This is a genomic window from Paenibacillus amylolyticus, from assembly GCF_050990605.1.
GTDB classification, from domain to species: Bacteria; Bacillota; Bacilli; order Paenibacillales; family Paenibacillaceae; genus Paenibacillus; species Paenibacillus amylolyticus_H.
In genome coordinates this window covers 29,110-46,191 of sequence record NZ_CP158832.1, presented here as the reverse complement: position 1 = coordinate 46,191, position 17,082 = coordinate 29,110, and the positions used below count along the sequence as shown (strand labels likewise).

Below are 17,082 nucleotides of genomic sequence, written 5' to 3'. Positions count from 1 at the left end.
CTCATGCCCACTGTAGTTTCAAAAAAAGAGAAGCCCTCCGGCTTCTCTCATTTCATGAGACTTCCCGTTGTCTCTTATTCCTAGCCTATGCCTAACCTAACGGATGTCATGCTTACTTATCCAACGTTTCGCTCCAGTCATGCACAATGCTTCCTTCAAGGAATTTCTCGCAATCCATTGCAGCCATACAACCTGATCCGGCTGCCGTAATGGCTTGACGATACTTCGTATCCTGAACATCACCGCAGGCAAATACACCCGGAATATTGGTCTCCGTTGTTCCCGGTTTAACCACAACATAGCCATGTTCGTCCAGTGCGATCGCATTACCCAGGAATCCGGTATTCGGTGTGTGACCAATGGCAACGAACACGCCATCTGCTTCTAGCAACTCTTCCTGCCCCGTCTCATTATTACGCACCTTCAGTCCTTTGACGCCCAAAGCTTCCGGTACGACCTCGAGTGGAGTACGGTTCAGCGCCCACTTCACCTTCTCATTGCTGCGAGCCCGATCCTGCATAATCTTGGATGCACGCAATTCATCCCGACGGTGAACCAATGTGACGTCTGTTGCAAAACGAGTCAGGAAGCTCGCTTCCTCCATCGCAGAGTCTCCACCGCCCACAACCACGATTTTTTTGCCCCGGAAGAAGAAACCGTCACATGTCGCGCATGTGCTTACACCACGTCCCACATTTTCCTGCTCGCCCGGAATACCGAGATAACGAGCAGAAGCACCTGTGGAGATGATGATCGATTCAGCTTCCAATTCACCGATTCCTCCAACTTTGACCTTGAAGGGCGGTTTGCTAAAATCAACTTCTTCCACCCAACCATTTTTGAACTCCGCTCCAAAACGCTCAGCTTGCTTACGCATGTTGTCCATCAGTTCCGGACCCATGATACCTTGCGGAAAACCGGGGAAATTCTCAACTTCCGTTGTCGTTGTCAATTGACCACCCGGCTGAAGACCTTCGATAACCAGTGGTTTCAGATTAGCACGTGCCAGATATATCGCTGCTGTCAGACCCGCAGGTCCCGTTCCGATCACAATCGTTCTGTATTTAGACATATAGATACAGCCTCCTTAATTAAGGTGAGAATGTGTTGTACTAGCGATGAACTTGCCAAGATGATATCCTACAGGCGTTTACAAGGCCCATTCGTTAAGTTTACCCGTTTTCCCGGTTGTTGTATCCTTCACCTGATGATGTCTTTCTGAAAACGAGTCTGAGGGCCAACTTTCTATACAAGTGGTGGCTTGCTGTTACAAACCGAATGAATCTGTTTAGCATACTTGCTAACCGTTGATGCCGATATCCCATACCGCTCAGCAATGCTTTGATAGGTAACGGGCCGACTGTGATTCTTCGCTGCCAAATATTCAAGTCCCGCAGCCCAACCCTCAATCTGCTTCGTACCCGGAACCTCCGGATGTACCCGGGATACATAATCCGTCCAGAGCCGTTCCATCTCTTGCTGTAACTCAGCCTTCGCTTCAGACATCTGTAACGCACGATCAACAACAGCCTGCCAATGGGAGGTTGAGCCATTGTACAATTGCTCTGATGTGGATTGAACCTTCCCAATGGACTTCAAAGCAACAGGAGAAAACAGGCGAACTACCTCAGTATTCCGATCCTCATCTTCAGCCGATTTCAATCCGCTCAGTACAGCTTGTGCTGCCTCAATCAGATCCTGTTCTTCTCCAGGCTCTTCGATGAAGGATTGCAGAGCCTGCCGCACCTCATAATCACCGATCATTCCAAGCGCATGAATTACCTGCAACTTGGTTGCCCGATCACCATGGCGCAAAGCCCAGAAGAACGATGAACGAATCAGCGGATCATTCTTCATTTCTTCAGGTATGCCGTTACCATAGTTCTCCCACTGTCTGAACTGCTCATCGAATGGCAGATGATAGTGATAGCTCAGCTTCTCCGGCTCTTGCTCGCCTTGTTTTACAGCCTCAAGACCTGACAGATAGTAGCGGGAGACCTCGGAACCCGGATCAAGCTTGGACACATGATGCCATAGACGCTCAGCAGCATCATAACGTTCTGTATTATAAGCCGCCACTGCTGCATAATGAGCAAGTGCCGGATCAGCAGCTGTCTCTTCGTCCTTGAGCAAACGCCGGAAGTGAATATAAGCCGTATCGTGTTGGCCCAGAATTCCCATCGTTGTCGCCAGTTTGTAGACTTGTTCGTGCTGGAATGGCACGATGACCCGTAATTTTTTGATCAGAAGCAGCACTTGATCAGCCCGGTTTTCATTTTGATGGAAAATGGCCAGATTACAGAGTGCATGCAGATTACCCGGCTCCTGTTCAAGCACTTCGGCAATGGTCTCTTTTGCTTTGGAAAACAGACCCATATAATAGTAGGCGAGTGCCAGATTGTTACGGGCAGCCAAGTAATCAGGATAATCAGAAGACATGCCTTCGAGCAATTCAGCAGCCTGTGCAAATTTCCCCTCTTCCAACAGTTCCCGTGCCTGATCGTGCTCCACTACACCTTTGCGTGATTTGATTCGATTCAGTTTGGTCGGACGATCCAGTTCATAATACAGAAGCTCCATCATCTCTTCGGCCTCTGTCATGAACTGACCCTGGGTGTCCTCCTCCAGATAGGTAACAAGTGCTTGCTCGGCTTCCTCAAACCGATCCATATTTGCATAATTGTTCGCCATATAGAAATAACATTCCGTCATCGACGGATCTACCACTTCCAGCACGTTAGCCAGAATGGCATTGGAGGCTTCGTAATCCCCCTTCTCCGATAATATACCCGCCATATTACAATGATTTACCGGATTTTCCGGTTCGTATTCAACAGCTTTGCGAAAATATTTTAATGCCTTGTCGACATGATTACGGTCCAGCGAGCGGACAGCTCTTTCAAAAAAGAAAGAAGCATCCAAGTGAATCGGTATAATATTGGCAAGGTGTCCCTCAGCCCGCACTAGCTTGCCCTTCATCTTCCAAGGCACCTCCTCTTTGCATTTCATTCATACTCTTCAGTATACCACATCTTAAGGCCCACTTCTCAATATGTAGTTTCATGTCGTTTATGAAAAAAATGCAAAAGAAGATGATATTCCATCATGCACAGATGAAATGCCATCTTCTAAATTAAAAGTACGTTTGTTTAGATCTTCAACCCCATCGAAGGAGAAAGTGAAATATGAAGGGTTTTATCAAACGGCGTCATGAAATTGACCAGCACAACCTTGCATTTTTCCGGCAGTTTTGCCTCACGAACCGTTGCCGCCAGATGCCCGAGTTCGCCCCCGGTGATCTCCAGCCAGTCTTCTCCGCAGGTATAACGTAAGATACCGCCTTTCCACAAGAAGTGACCCTCACTCGTTTCAATCGCATCCTCACAGGTAAGCTCACCTTCACTTCCAAACACAAAGGACAATTGCATCATCGTATCCTCCGGTTCACTCCCCGTGAGATGCATCGTCCAACCATTTTCCGTATGCAGAACTTCTGCCCCTACACGGAGTGTCTGCTCATGAGTAAGTTGACGACTCTGATGCGGTAACAAGTACCACGGACTTATCGCTGATGCAGCAGATTCCGGCAGGAGTTCCGTAGGAATTGGGCCATAGTACCCTTTCTTCTGTTCACCTGTCAGGTGATATCCCTCGGGCAACTTGGTCATGTTTTGCATAGGTATATATCCTGGATTAAAATAAGAAGCCAGTTGCACAGCAAGCAGACGCACCTGACCATGTCGGAGTGCAAAGAAAGGCGGCACTTCTGTCATCACCGTCACGCTAGTAGCGCCATCTCGAATTCGGGCTACAGGAGCACCAAAGTCCGTATGCATCCGACTGTGAGAGATTCGTCCATGATGTCCTGCCGACTCCATCTGCCCTACATATTGCTCACGTACAAAGTGTTCATTCAGCATCAACTCATAATTTTCCGGGAGCGAATCCTTCGTACCACTGGTTTGTTGAAGATCAGGTTCCAGCAACAGTCTAACGAGAGCGTTGACCGAGCATACACCCGGGTCCGTTAATGTACTATCTGCCCATGCTGCCATGCCCGCAAAAATGGAGTCACCATCGATCTTCGCCAAGATCGCATAGGGTAGATAATAAGATGACAAGTCATGGATACTCCCCAGATCCTGCCGACCAGAATAATCCGTAACAATTTCACCCGTAGGATGCACCAGATACACCATCATACGTAGATTTAGACGCACCGGCTCCAGCAACTCTGGACGCTTGAGCAGACGCGCCGCATGAATGAGCATAATGTCGCTTACCGCATTATAGATTCCGTTGCTTCGTTCGGTCCACTCCCCATCAGGTGTAATGTCCATGCCTTCCGCCAGCCACTGCTCTGCGCGCTGCACAGCTTCCTCCACACCAAAAATGTCATGCAAGAAACCGAGCGCCGCGCATAGCACCCAGCGATGATTAGGCGTATGACAGCCTCCTGTAAGCATGGTTGGGATTGTCCGTTCCAGAAATAGCCTCATATTGTTCAATACAGGTTGCAGTGGCTCCCATTGTTGCTGCAGAAGAAGCTGATACAATTGTGAGTACCCCACAACAACAAATGCGGTATCGGGAGGGGAATGGTAATTGGTCCAGCCTGGCGATATTGAACCATCCTCATGCTGGAAGCGAAGTACATATTCCGTAGCTAACAGCAGTCGATTTAACAACGCTTCGTCCCGGTAATAGATGGAGTCCGGATTGGAGAGCGCTGCTCCCCAGTAACACATATCCGTGGGCGTTCCAGTCGTATGGTTGACCCAGGCAACACCTGTATAGGGATCGATAGTCCCTCCATAGTAACGGCTTTCCGGGTCAAGCATCTGCCGGGATATGCCTCTTTCTACCGCTCTGTCATTACTGTCCACCAGTTGTTTGTACATGTGCAGTCCCCTCCATACCAATACATTCTCCCGATGTGCGGAATATGTTGCTTCAGCGCCTTCAATTCAGACCGGAAGCTTACTCATACCGCCCTTAGGTGAGTTCATTTTTCTCGTCAGTATATATCATATTTCTACAAAAGTCGCCAGAAAATCTGTGCTTGTTTTACTACATATATGTGGGTCTCCGTCACTGAGGAAACAGGCGTTAAACACATGATGTGAACATGCAAACTGTTTCCCACATCACCGCGCCTACTCTGTCACTCCAAGCTTCCTTATAAGCAAGTCATGACTCTCATGGATCTCTTCTGCCTTACAGGCAGACTTCAACTCATACACCTTCACTTGTGCGCGGCGAATCATCGGCAGATAGGCATCATAGAAGTTCATATCCGTACTGTGTACATACGGGCACCAGTGATCCGAGAGACCAAGCGTCTCATGGATATGGACTCCTACGATATCATCCATCAGCCCCTGCATTTCTCCCACACTGTCATATAGGCCCATTCGATCCATCATGATGGCATGACCGGTATCGTACCAGATACCAACCGGAGCCCCTTTGAGAGCCTTGATGATGGTCTTGGCTTCAGCTAGGGTAGGAATCTGTTGTGGTCTGGATCTCGTCTCGATGCCAAAACGAACATTCAGACCTTTAGCTGCCGCCCGATTACATACTTCATCCAGACTGGCGATAATTTTCTCCACATACCCTGAACTTAGGGCTTCCCGCCGCTCCATCAATTCAGCCCACTTGCTGCGATACTTCGGTGAATCCGGACCTTCCTCGTTATAGATCTTTCCAAGATCTTTGCTGATATCCTCAGGAAAAGGTACCTCTCCCGGGTGTACAACAACAGCTTCTCCCCCATAACGTTGTGCATATTCAGCCGACTCTACCAGCAATTCGATCGCCCGCTTACGTTTCACTTCATCTTCGAAACCAAGCAAAATAGAATCCGTTCCATAATCGGGATCAGGGTCATGAGGGAATGTGTTGTGCACACTGGACACCCCAATCTCCCCTCGCTCGATCATCGGCTCAATCGTTTTGAGCATTTCTTTCGTTACATTATAATTTAGCTCCACCCGACGAAATCCGAGGTCCGCAATCTCCCGAATCATGTCTTCCCCGACATCATGTTTTCGGATATTCCAGCATGTCGAGAATGAGTATTCTCCCTTATCTATGTGCTGCATCTGTTTTCCTTTTCCTCCCTCTGGCTAGGCTTTTTACATCAGCCTTAACTCAACCTTTTACTGCGCCAAGCATTGCACCACTGACAAAATACTTTTGCAGCCACGGATAGACGAGTAGAATCGGAACGGTTGCAAAAATTACGGTCGCAGCCTTGAGACTCTCTGGAGTTAATGGCGTACGGTTAGCACCCTCCATCTGAGTAAGCTCGCTGACCATATTGTTCTGTACCATTTGGAATAACTTCAGTTGCAGCGGGTACAGCTTCGGATCATTAATATACATCAAGGAATCCTGGAACCCATTCCAGCGTCCAACCGCATAGAATAGCGCTAACGTAGCCAGGACAGGCATGGATAATGGCAGTATGATTTTGAATAGCGTGTGTACATGTGAGCTGCCGTCAATCTCAGCCGATTCTTCCAGACTTTCAGGAATACCTCTGAAAAATGAGATCAGGATAATCAGGTTAAATGGACTGACCAGTCCAGGCAGAATCAGTGCCCACACTGAATTAAGCAAGTTCAGGTCACGAATGAGCAAATACTCAGGAATGATCCCGCCACTGAAGAACATCGTAATGATGATGACATACATGAAGAGCTTGCGCCCTTTCAATTTTTTCTTAGTTAACGGGTATGCAGCTGCCAGTGTGAACATCATGCACAGGACAGTAGTAGCAATGGTCAGAACAGTCGTGTATCCCAGTGAATAGATCATCGACTGATCAGAGAACACCTGAATATACGCATCCCAATTGAATTCTTTAGGGAATATGGTTACTTCACCTGACGTAATCGCACGGTTAGAGCTGAATGATATCGCGATCGTATGCAGAAATGGAGCCAGACAGAATATAACAAACAAGGTGATAAAGGAGATATTAACGATATCGAAAATCCGGTTTGAGGTGCGTTCACTCATATGCGCACAGCTCCTTTACTGATGGTCTATACAAACAAGCCGATTGGCGTCTCTTCCGTTCATCTACAACCTACAAAATACCTTCACCGGTTGTTTTCTTCGAAATATAGTTGGAGCCTAGTACGAATACAAGTCCTACTACGGCCTGGAACAGTCCAACGACAGTTGCCAGCGTGTATTGTCCTGATTCAAGACCAACTCTGTATACAAAGGTACTGAGTACATCGGAATATTCACGCACGGCCGTATTACCAATGATATAAGGCCGATCAAAACCGATGCTGACCATATGTCCAAGATTAAGAATGAGCAGGGTCACAATGGTTGGTTTGATACTTGGCAATGTAATATGCCAGATTCTCTTCAGCCGCGATGCTCCATCGATCTCAGCTGCTTCAAATAATTCCTTGTTGACGCCGGTTAATGCGGCCAGATATAGAATGGTTCCCCATCCGGCACTTTGCCAGACACCTGTGAACAGGTACGTCACAAGCCATGGATTTTTTTCTGTCAAAAATGGTATTGAATTTAAGCCCATACTCTCCAGTACACCGTTAACCATACCGGATTGATTACCGAACAATTGGTATACAATTCCCCCGATGATTACCCATGAGATAAAGTGAGGAATGTACAGAATGGTCTGTGATATTTTTTTAAACCATTTGAATCGAACTTCATAGAGCATGATCGCCAAAATAATAGGAGCTGGAAATGAAACGACCAAATCCAGAAAATTCAGCATAAAGGTGTTGCGCAATGTGGTGTAGAAGTCCCGCATTCCAAACACTTCACGAAATGCATCAAAACCGATCCACTCACTGCCACTGATTCCCTGGAACAGGTTAAAGTCCTTAAAGGCGATCTGTACACCGTACATCGGTCCATAACGAAAGATTAAAAAGTAGATAATGGGCAGTGAAATTAGCGCGTACAATTGCCAATATCTCTTCAAGTATGTGGTGGTCAAGTCGGTTTCCTCCTATCAACTAAGAAACGGCTGTGCCGCCAAGCCGGCGGCACACGTCCCTTCCAAAGTTATACGGTAACATGCTTATCTGTCTTTGATCTTGAAGTGTAGAACTACTTAGTTTGCAGGAAGTGCCTGAACCGCTTCTTCAAGTTCTTTTTTCAGTTCAGTACCACCAAGCGACATGAAATCAGCCATTTCTTTCTCATACACCGCATCGAAATCTGCTGGCTTAGCCATCGCTGTTTTTACGATAATGACGTTTAATTTATCTTTGAGCGCTGTGCTGTACTTCATCTCTGCTTCAATCGGTTTATCAAAGATAATCGGTCCCACTGTATCGGTGTTGGCAATATCAATGGATTGTTTCAGGAGCTCCTGGTTATTCTGCGGGAAGCCCAGAATCCATGCTTTTTCATTCGTTGCCTGATCACCAATGTTTTTACCGTTGGAGATAATGGCTGTATCCCCTGCATTGAACAGGCGATCCTGCGCTTCTTGAGATGCATCTTCCTTCACCACCGGAATGCCGTCTACCAGATCATAGTTCTCGCCTTCCACACCACTGTAGATATCAATCAGATTGTTGTCAGATGCCATCCAGTCGAGATATTTGATCGCTTCGACAGAACGTTTGCTGCTCTTCGGAATCATAATGTACATACCATTTGTTCCGTAGCGTGACTTGATGTGTTTGTTGTCAGCATTAGGGTTAGTGTATACATCAACCGGCAACACTTCGCTGCCACTCACATTTTTACGCAAATTATCCAGTGTACCATCCCCGTAGAACATGGCATCCACATCTTCAGACCAGTAACCTACGTTACCGTTTTGAATGTCTTTACCTAACTGCGTTTTGTCTTCATCCAAACTGAAATCTTTGCTGATCAAACCTTCATTGTACAGTTTGTTCAGGAACTGCATCGATTCTTTGAATCCTTCATGCAGCGGCAACTCATACCGTTGACCATAAGTCAGGTCGCCACTAACCGGCTTAATGAATGAGTAGATGAGCGTTTCGAATTGAGCCGGTGCAAGAGCCATACCCATTGGGATATTTTTGCTTCCAAGACCGCCAGGATCTTTATCCTTGAACGCTTTTAAAGTTGTATATAATTCATCTGTAGTTTTCGGTGCTGGCAATCCCAGCTTATCGAGCCAATCCTGACGAATGTAAGAGCTGTATCTGCCTGTGATAGCACGTTTACCCGGAACAGCAAACTGTTGTCCTTCCACTTGCCCGAACTTCAAAGTATCTTCGCCCAGGAACTTCTTCAGGTTTGGACCGTACTGATCAATCAACTCTCCAACATCAGTCAATCCACCTTGTTGGGCATACCGATAAAACACGCTTGAGTCATAAACAAAGACAATATCAGGGACATCTGTATTACTAGCCATCAGGACGTTCAGCTTGGTAACTTCCTCAGAACGCTGAACGGGTACAAACTGTACATCAATATTGTTGGGATCACCGAACTTCTCTTGAATCATTTTAGATAGATAGTTGTTCGTAATTGTGTACGGTGAAGGACTGTTACCACGGTCGAAAATCTCCACCTTTAAGGTAACGCGCTCGCCATTTCCTGATGTTCCGCCTTCAGCTGTTTCTTCTGATGCTGATGAGCATCCCGCAAGTAAAGAAACGCCCATTACCATCGTAAGCGCCAAACCCATCCATTTCTTCAGACTCCCTTTGGTTGCTTTTCTTGTCATTTTGTCATCCCCTTTGGCTTTGCGTGAATGTTTAAAGCTTGCCCAGAGTATTTCACATTTTTCCGTTATCCTGCAACAAACCACTTTCGGAAGCGCTTTCAAACGGATTATGGTTTATATGCTAAGCCCATTTTCGCAGACTGATTATTTTCCCAAAGCGGCGCTACCCTAGGCTTTGAAGGCTCTTGAGGCCTCACAACTCGGGAATGCCTGTCCCCATTCGGATAAACTATTTTCACACACTGCCTATATTCGTAAACAGAGAAAAAACAGGAATATACGCCTGCTATCCTGCGAAAACAGTTGCATCGATCTCGGGCAGCAGAGAACGGCTCAACGAAAACAGGGCGAACCTCTGCAAGCCTGCTCTCCTCATGGAAAGTGACTGCATGAAATTCACCCTGTGTTATCCTGATGTACAGATCTCAGAATATGATCATCATTGCGTTACTCTTCGGGTTCTCGATGTTCACGTTTCAATCGACGATAATCTCCTGGTGTAATACCCGTTATCCGTTTAAATACACGTCCTAATGTAATTCCATTCGCATACCCAACCTTCAGGGCAATATCCTGCAAAGAGTAATCGGTATTGAGCAGAAGCTGCTCCGTCTCCTTCATGCGAAGCTCTGTTACAAAATCAACAAACTTCATATTGAATTCTGTCTTGAACAAATAACTCGCATGTTTGCCCGTAATCTGGAATCGGTCGCTCAGATGTTTCAATGAAAGATCCGGATTGGCAAACTGTTCTTCGATATAATTTTTCATTTCGTTGACCATGGCTTTGTAACTCTTGGTTTCCGTTACGGCCACATACGTTCTGAACAAGTCTGTCAGACCATCGAACAAAAGAGTTTTCACATCCGTAAGCGTCTCTGCCTCTTCTACAGCACTTAACCATCTGTTGATGTTTTCTTCGGAAAGCTCTTCCTGAAGCCCTTCCGACATCATGGCCACCTCTCGGCTGAGCATCTGCAGCATGGCCTGAATCAGAGAACGAATCTCGTCATCCGGCAGTTTGTTCTGTTCAAATGCTGTAAAGATCTCCTCCAATTGTTCCCGCCACTGTCCACTCGACATCCGGAACCGCTTAACAAAGTCCGCAATCATCTGCAGATATGTATAGGTATCTAGCAAAGGATGCTGCGGTTCACCGCAGTCGGCTTGGCCGACATCTCCGTTCATCAATAGTTTGCGTTGCATTACCGCTTCTGCTGCCGCATAAGAGCTTCGTATCGCACCGATTCCCTGAGCAATAGGTCCAATGCCAAAGCTTAAGGAAATGCGTAGATTTTGTTCCACCCAAGATTTGCATTCCTCAGCTACAACCCGAATCTGCCCAGACATGTCCAAGTTGTTATTACTCTGTTCTTTGAACACAAAAAGGATTGCAATTTGATCTACACTTATCCATTCCGTCCAGCATTGTACTCCGGTATTACGTGACAGTTCTTGCAAAACATTCATCAAGGCAAACTTCAGCGTATTTTGTTCACCTCTCGTATACCTCTCCTGGAACCCTTTCTCATAACGATTAATCTCTCCAACAACAACGATAAAGCGTGACGATTCATGCACGTCATTCAGTGGAGAGAGCTCTGTTAATTGCTCTTCTGCATTTTCGATGTGGTCACCGTGCAATAGGGCATTGAACAACTTACTGCGCTGCATGAGTATATTTTCCCTGCTTTTCTTGTCATAATCCATCATGTGATTAATCAGATTCTCAAGTACACCGTCAATCATCTTCATCTCATCCGTACGAGCCCCCGAGTGTTCAAACGCTCGAATCTGATGAGACTCAATTCGGTTCATGATGATCTGAATGGGCTTATAGTTACGACGCGTAATATACACGATATACACAATTGCACAGATAACCGTCACAATCGCAATGATTACCCATACATAAGACACGACAGATACCCAGCCAAATAAGTTACCGGCCTTGATTCCACTGGATATGGTCCATCCCAGTCTTTCTAATGATAGCCTGTTCAGTTCCTGACCATCTATCGAGCCCTCTTGGTCCGAGTGTGCATTATACACAACCTTACCTTCCCGATCGGTAATCGTCAGGAATGAGAGCTGACCATTAACCATACTATCTACGCTCTGTTCAATACTGCTCATCTTGATATTAATGACCAATGTGCCCTGAGAGCCAAAAGGCAAAGGCATGTCCTTGTTCACGGTTAATACGCGAATCGGGGTACGTTGAGAAGAGTCCGTATCGAATTCCCGGACAGGTTGCCACCCTGAACCGATAGAACCGGTACCCATCTGGTCAATCCATGCCTTATCCGAGAAACCTTCCGCTTCTCTGGAGCCACTTACGGTCAGAACATGTTTATTTCGCTTGTCATATAGATAGATGGATTGAATCCATGAGGACGAATTGGTTAGCTCTCGTAAGTTCTGCGCAATTGCATACACTGTGTCCGAGCTGGTCTGGTTTGTGTTATTAAAATAGAGTCTGTATGCCTGCTGACTCTGTACTGTTTCCAGGATGGATAGTTCAATATCCCTGATTGTGCGATCCACCGTGTCTATCATATAACTGGAGGAGATCCGGTCTGCTTTTTTTGTTTCCTCTTTAGAGATGTCATTGATGAAAACAAACGCGATGAAAATGAGTATGGTCACCGTAAGAAAAAAAATCGGGAAATAAGAGAACAGTAACCGGTAGTACCAATTACGAGACAATAGACCCCACTCCTCACTCCACGATGCCAATGTTCTCAGCCGTGGTTCTACTGTTCAGCATCCATCTCACCTTGAGGGCTGAATACTATAATGATAACGCTATCATAACTGATTTTATGTTATTATAGCACATGCCTCGGAGCAGCAATGCAAGAATTGAATTCCAAGAGCCAAAACAAAAAAACCGTGCTGAGCAGACAACAACTCAGACACGGAACACTTCATCCGGCAGCACACCGTTATATCCTCGATGCTCTAAATGCCAGAATCCTTAAACAATGTGGCCATGGAGCCACCATCCACAATAATGCGTACGGCGCGAGCCAGCATTGGCGCAACAGGTAACACCTTGAAGCATTCGGGGTGGTCATCTGGCAGTGCGATCGAGTCTGTAACAACCACCTCTTCAATTGACGGGTGATTCAATTTACTTACTGCCCCATCCGAGAACAATCCGTGTGTTGCACATACATATACATTTTTGGAGCCACGTTCCTTCAACCCTTCTACAACATTCAGAATGGTTGTTCCGGTGTCGATCAGATCCTCAATAATAATAGGTGTTCGTCCCTCTACATCACCAATGACATGGGTAATCACCGATTCATTATGGCTTGGACGTTTCTTGATCATAATGGCAAATGGGGAATCCAGGCGGTTCGCCAGTTTCTCTGCCATCGATGCTCGCCCCGCATCCGGGGAGACTACTACAGGGTTCTCAATGCCTTTGCTCAACAGATAATCACTAATCAGATCCAGCGATGTCATGTGATCAACTGGAATGTTGAAGAATCCCTGAATGGCCGCTGCGTGCAGGTCGATCGTTACCACTCGATTGGCGCCAGCCGTAGTTAATACATCGGCGACCATCTTGGCCGAGATCGGCTCCCGTGGAGCAGATTTGCGCTCTTGACGAGCATAACCATAATACGGAACAATGATGTTCACCGTGCGCGCAGAAGCCCTTTTTGCGGCATCAATCATCACAAGCAGCTCAACAAACAGCTCATTGATCGGATGAGACAACGACTGTACCAGAAACACATCACAATTACGGATCGTTTCTTCATAATGAACGTATATTTCTCCGCTCTTGAACCGGGACAGCTTGATCTTGCCCAGTTGTACTCCCAGCTTGTCACAAACCTGTTCTGCCAGCTTAGGGTTTGATGAACCGGAAAAAATACGTAACGAATGCTGCATAATGCCCTCCCGAGGGTTGAAGCCCCTATATAATCCCTTATCTAAAAGCGAGTGTTCAAAAAGACCGGTTTTCAGTGCCAAGAAGATGGGATAAAGCTAGAAATGGAGTAGCGGAGCGTAGGCAAGACTACGTGAGCAACCACAATGTTTCCAGAGGAAACATACTTCGTAAGCATCCACCTATTTCGGCTGAATTCCAGCTTCGATGCTGAAGATGCCATTAGGCATCCTTCGTAATCAAAGGCGGACTTTTTGAACTCTACCTCTAAAAGGTTATTTCCTACCCTCATTATACTCCACTGACTTATACATTTAAAGGAATGAACGAGCGATGACGGCCTTCAAAAACAGCCACTTCCGTACAGCCCAATTCATGTAAAAGTGCTTCAGCTTCAGACAGATAATCGCCCAGCTTCAATGGATCATGTGCATCAGAGCCCATGGTTAGTGGAATACCCAAGCGAATAGCTTCTGTCAGCATTCTGCGACTGGGAAACATCTCGGCACAAGGCTTCGATAACCCGGAAGCATTCAGCTCCATGGCGCAGCCACTTGTTGCAATAGCCTGCAGCGCTGCGTTCTCCAGTGAGATACGTTCTTCTGTTTGCTCCGCTGAAGGAACATAGCCGAACCGTTTAATGACATCCGTATGGCCCATAATATCGTATAGGCCCGTCGCAGCTGCCTTGCTTACAGCATCATAGTACTGACGATATACTTCAAGGATGTCTTTGCCCCCCCAGTGATGGGTCTGGCGGAAATCCGTAATGTCCCATTCTCCGAGGAAATGAACGGAGCCAATCACATAATCCCATGGATAACGCTCAATGATCGCTCGGATCTCTGTTTCCCAGCCTTCAATGTAGTCACCTTCCAGACCGACACGTACGTCAATCTGTCCACGGTAACGTTCTTTCAGGGAGAAACATTCCTCCACATAACGCGGTAGTTCATCCATAGGCATCGCCATTTCCGGATAATATTGAGCCGGATCAACATGCAACAAAGGCATGTGATCAGACAATCCAATCTGGGATAGTCCGATCTCCACACCACGTTGCACGTACTCTTCCAGTTTGCCAACGGCATGTCCACACCGCTCATGGTGTGTATGATAATCTATTTGCACGAAGCTCGCCTCCTAATCGCGGCGAGGCCGTTCATGACGGCGGCTCAGCTCTGACATGATGTCGTCCAGCGGCAGCTTGCACTCTTGTAGCAGGACGAGCAGGTGATACATCAAGTCGCTGACTTCCAGACGCAGCTCGTCATTATCTTTATTTTTGGCGGCGATGATCGTTTCGGATGCTTCTTCACCGATTTTTTTCAATATTTTGTCTACACCTTTATCAAACAAATACGTTGTGTATGCACCTTCAGGGCGCTCGCGTTCACGCTCTGCAATAACGGATTCCAGTTCGGCCAATACCTCGAAACGGCTTTCGGAACCTGAACTTGCCGGAGCAGATGCAACATCCGCTTCATCCGAAGCCTTGTCTGCCGATTTCTCTGGCAATCCAATGATCTCATTATGGAAACAAGTTACCGCCCCTGTATGACAAGCTGGACCGTTCGGTTTCACCTCAACCAGCAAGGTATCGCCGTCACAATCATATTTTAGGGAAGTAATCGTCTGCACGTTGCCAGATGTTGCCCCTTTATGCCATAACTCCTGACGCGAGCGTGACCAGAACCAGGTCTCACCGGATTCCAGCGACAACTTCAGAGATTCGCGATTCATATAAGCCATCATTAAGACTTCCCGAGTATTCACATCCTGCACAATGGCAGGAACCAATCCGTCACTCCAACGAATGTGTTCCACAACCTGTTCCAAGGACAACCGTTCCTTGATTTCATCGCTCACTTTAGTCACGGATCTCCACCCCTTGTTCTCTCAAATGTTGTTTTAACGCCGGTACGGCGATTTCTTTGTAATGGAAAATCGTTGCGGCCAGACCTGCATCCGCTTTGCCTGTGGTAAATACATCATAGAAATGAGATTCCTTACCCGCACCGCCCGATGCGATGACTGGAATACGCACAGATTCAGATACCGCTGCCGTCAGCTTCAGATCAAAACCGTCTTTTGTTCCGTCCGCGTCCATACTGGTTAGCAGAATCTCTCCCGCGCCCAAGCTCTCAGCCTGTTTAACCCATTCCAATGCCTTGATGCCGGAGGGTTTCCGTCCACCATGTGTATAGACCTCCCACTCGCCCCAAGCTTCGTTATACTTGGCATCGATCGCTACCACGATACACTGCGAGCCAAAGCGACGTGCACCATCGGCAATCAACTGCGGATTAAGCACTGCGGCTGTATTCACTGCAATTTTGTCCGCTCCTGCCCGGAGAATCCGCTTCATGTCCTCCACCTTGGAGATGCCTCCACCTACCGTAAAGGGAATAGCAATCTCGCCAGCCGTCTGCCGCACGACTTCTTCCATCGTTTCGCGACCTTCTACCGAAGCGGAGATATCGAGAAATACCAATTCATCCGCGCCTTCGCGGTCATATAGCGCCGCCAGCTCTACCGGATCACCCGCATCGCGGAGATTGACGAAGTTGACGCCTTTGACGACCCGGCCGTCCTTCACGTCCAGACAGGGGATGATTCTTTTTGCCAGCATGCTACCTCTTCCTCTCTATCCGAGTATCCCTTACTTATTTACTGCACGCACCGCTTCAGACAGATCGATGCTTCCTGTATACAGTGCTTTACCCACGATCGCTCCACCAACACCATCATCGGCGTGACGACTCAGACGAAGCAGATCATCCATGACACTCACACCACCGGAAGCAATAACGGTCCGTCCGCTTGCCTTGGCAAGAGACACAATCGCTTCAACATTAGGCCCCTGCATCATGCCATCGCGGGAAATGTCCGTAAAGATAAACGTCTCTGCCCCATACGCCGCCAATTCCTTCGCGAGTACCTCTGCCTGTACTTCCGATGTTTCAAGCCATCCGCGGGTTGCCACATAACCATTACGAGCGTCGATACCAATTGCCACTTTGTCGCCGTAACGTCCCAGTACTTCCTCTGTAAAAGCACGATCCTCAATGGCTGCTGTTCCAATGATAAGCCGGCTAACACCCAGACCCAGCAAACGCTCTACATCCGCTACTGTACGAAGTCCGCCGCCTACCTGAACAGGTACGTTCACAGCCGAGGCAATGCGACCGATCAGCTCATCGTTAACAGGATGACCTGCTTTGGCACCATCCAGATCCACCAGATGCACATATGTACCGCCTTGCTTCTCCCAGGAAAGAGCCACTTGAACCGGGTCATCGTTATACACGGTCTCCTGATTATAATCTCCCTGCACCAGTCTTACACATTTGCCGTCCCGGATATCAATCGCCGGATATAGGATAAAAGATGACATACAAGGCCTCCTGAATATGAATTAGATTTGTACACTTTCTATAGTTAAGAAGAGATG

Annotated in this window: 13 protein-coding genes; all 13 read right to left on the bottom strand. The window is 47.2% G+C overall.

The features are described from left to right. Positions 1-112 precede the first annotated feature (112 nt). Complete coding sequence (trxB, locus tag ABTV53_RS00215; RefSeq protein WP_036674745.1) at positions 113-1,072, bottom strand: thioredoxin-disulfide reductase; 960 nt, start codon at positions 1,070-1,072, stop codon at positions 113-115. 173 nt (positions 1,073-1,245) lie between these two features. Further along, positions 1,246-2,979, bottom strand: a complete 1,734-nt coding sequence (locus ABTV53_RS00210) for a tetratricopeptide repeat protein (RefSeq protein ID WP_433749342.1) — start codon at positions 2,977-2,979, stop codon at positions 1,246-1,248. 170 nt (positions 2,980-3,149) lie between these two features. Continuing rightward, positions 3,150-4,901 (bottom strand): hypothetical protein, encoded by a 1,752-nt coding sequence (locus ABTV53_RS00205; protein ID WP_433749339.1) that lies wholly within the window; start codon positions 4,899-4,901, stop codon positions 3,150-3,152. A gap of 255 nt (positions 4,902-5,156) precedes the next feature. Next, complete coding sequence (locus ABTV53_RS00200; RefSeq protein ID WP_433749336.1) at positions 5,157-6,107, bottom strand: sugar phosphate isomerase/epimerase family protein; 951 nt, start codon at positions 6,105-6,107, stop codon at positions 5,157-5,159. Positions 6,108-6,156: 49 nt separating this feature from the next. After that, positions 6,157-7,029, bottom strand: coding sequence for a carbohydrate ABC transporter permease (locus ABTV53_RS00195; RefSeq protein ID WP_091038632.1), 873 nt, complete (start codon positions 7,027-7,029; stop codon positions 6,157-6,159). A 70-nt stretch (positions 7,030-7,099) separates the two neighbouring features. Further along, a complete protein-coding gene (locus ABTV53_RS00190) occupies positions 7,100-7,999 on the bottom strand; it encodes an ABC transporter permease (protein ID WP_215078265.1) in 900 nt (299 codons plus the stop codon). Positions 8,000-8,116: 117 nt separating this feature from the next. After that, positions 8,117-9,718: an extracellular solute-binding protein gene (locus ABTV53_RS00185; RefSeq protein WP_421895279.1), complete on the bottom strand. Its 1,602-nt coding sequence runs from the start codon at positions 9,716-9,718 to the stop codon at positions 8,117-8,119. Between the two features lie 447 nt (positions 9,719-10,165). Continuing rightward, positions 10,166-12,427, bottom strand: coding sequence for a helix-turn-helix domain-containing protein (locus ABTV53_RS00180; RefSeq protein ID WP_433749331.1), 2,262 nt, complete (start codon positions 12,425-12,427; stop codon positions 10,166-10,168). A 255-nt stretch (positions 12,428-12,682) separates the two neighbouring features. After that, positions 12,683-13,630, bottom strand: coding sequence for a ribose-phosphate diphosphokinase (locus ABTV53_RS00175; protein ID WP_036616184.1), 948 nt, complete (start codon positions 13,628-13,630; stop codon positions 12,683-12,685). Positions 13,631-13,934: 304 nt separating this feature from the next. Next, positions 13,935-14,759, bottom strand: coding sequence for a histidinol-phosphatase HisJ (gene hisJ / locus ABTV53_RS00170; RefSeq protein WP_433749328.1), 825 nt, complete (start codon positions 14,757-14,759; stop codon positions 13,935-13,937). Between the two features lie 12 nt (positions 14,760-14,771). After that, on the bottom strand, positions 14,772-15,506 hold the full coding sequence (gene hisIE, locus ABTV53_RS00165; RefSeq protein WP_433749325.1) for a bifunctional phosphoribosyl-AMP cyclohydrolase/phosphoribosyl-ATP diphosphatase HisIE: 735 nt from the start codon (positions 15,504-15,506) through the stop codon (positions 14,772-14,774). Next, the gene (gene hisF / locus ABTV53_RS00160; protein WP_017691268.1) at positions 15,499-16,260 is read right to left on the bottom strand and encodes an imidazole glycerol phosphate synthase subunit HisF; all 762 of its coding nucleotides are present in this window, start codon (positions 16,258-16,260) and stop codon (positions 15,499-15,501) included. The genes hisIE and hisF overlap by 8 nt, the downstream gene beginning before the upstream one ends. A gap of 30 nt (positions 16,261-16,290) precedes the next feature. Continuing rightward, positions 16,291-17,025: a 1-(5-phosphoribosyl)-5-[(5-phosphoribosylamino)methylideneamino]imidazole-4-carboxamide isomerase gene (hisA, locus tag ABTV53_RS00155; RefSeq protein WP_047841450.1), complete on the bottom strand. Its 735-nt coding sequence runs from the start codon at positions 17,023-17,025 to the stop codon at positions 16,291-16,293. Positions 17,026-17,082: the final 57 nt, after the last annotated feature.

Coding starts and splice junctions, on each gene's coding strand:
- trxB (WP_036674745.1), bottom strand. CDS start 1,072: ATGTCTAAATACAGAACGATTGTGATCGGAACGGGACCTGCGGGTCTG.
- ABTV53_RS00210 (WP_433749342.1), bottom strand. CDS start 2,979: ATGAAGGGCAAGCTAGTGCGGGCTGAGGGACACCTTGCCAATATTATA.
- ABTV53_RS00205 (WP_433749339.1), bottom strand. CDS start 4,901: ATGTACAAACAACTGGTGGACAGTAATGACAGAGCGGTAGAAAGAGGC.
- ABTV53_RS00200 (WP_433749336.1), bottom strand. CDS start 6,107: ATGCAGCACATAGATAAGGGAGAATACTCATTCTCGACATGCTGGAAT.
- ABTV53_RS00195 (WP_091038632.1), bottom strand. CDS start 7,029: ATGAGTGAACGCACCTCAAACCGGATTTTCGATATCGTTAATATCTCC.
- ABTV53_RS00185 (WP_421895279.1), bottom strand. CDS start 9,718: ATGACAAGAAAAGCAACCAAAGGGAGTCTGAAGAAATGGATGGGTTTG.
- ABTV53_RS00175 (WP_036616184.1), bottom strand. CDS start 13,630: ATGCAGCATTCGTTACGTATTTTTTCCGGTTCATCAAACCCTAAGCTG.
- hisF (WP_017691268.1), bottom strand. CDS start 16,260: ATGCTGGCAAAAAGAATCATCCCCTGTCTGGACGTGAAGGACGGCCGG.
- hisA (WP_047841450.1), bottom strand. CDS start 17,025: ATGTCATCTTTTATCCTATATCCGGCGATTGATATCCGGGACGGCAAA.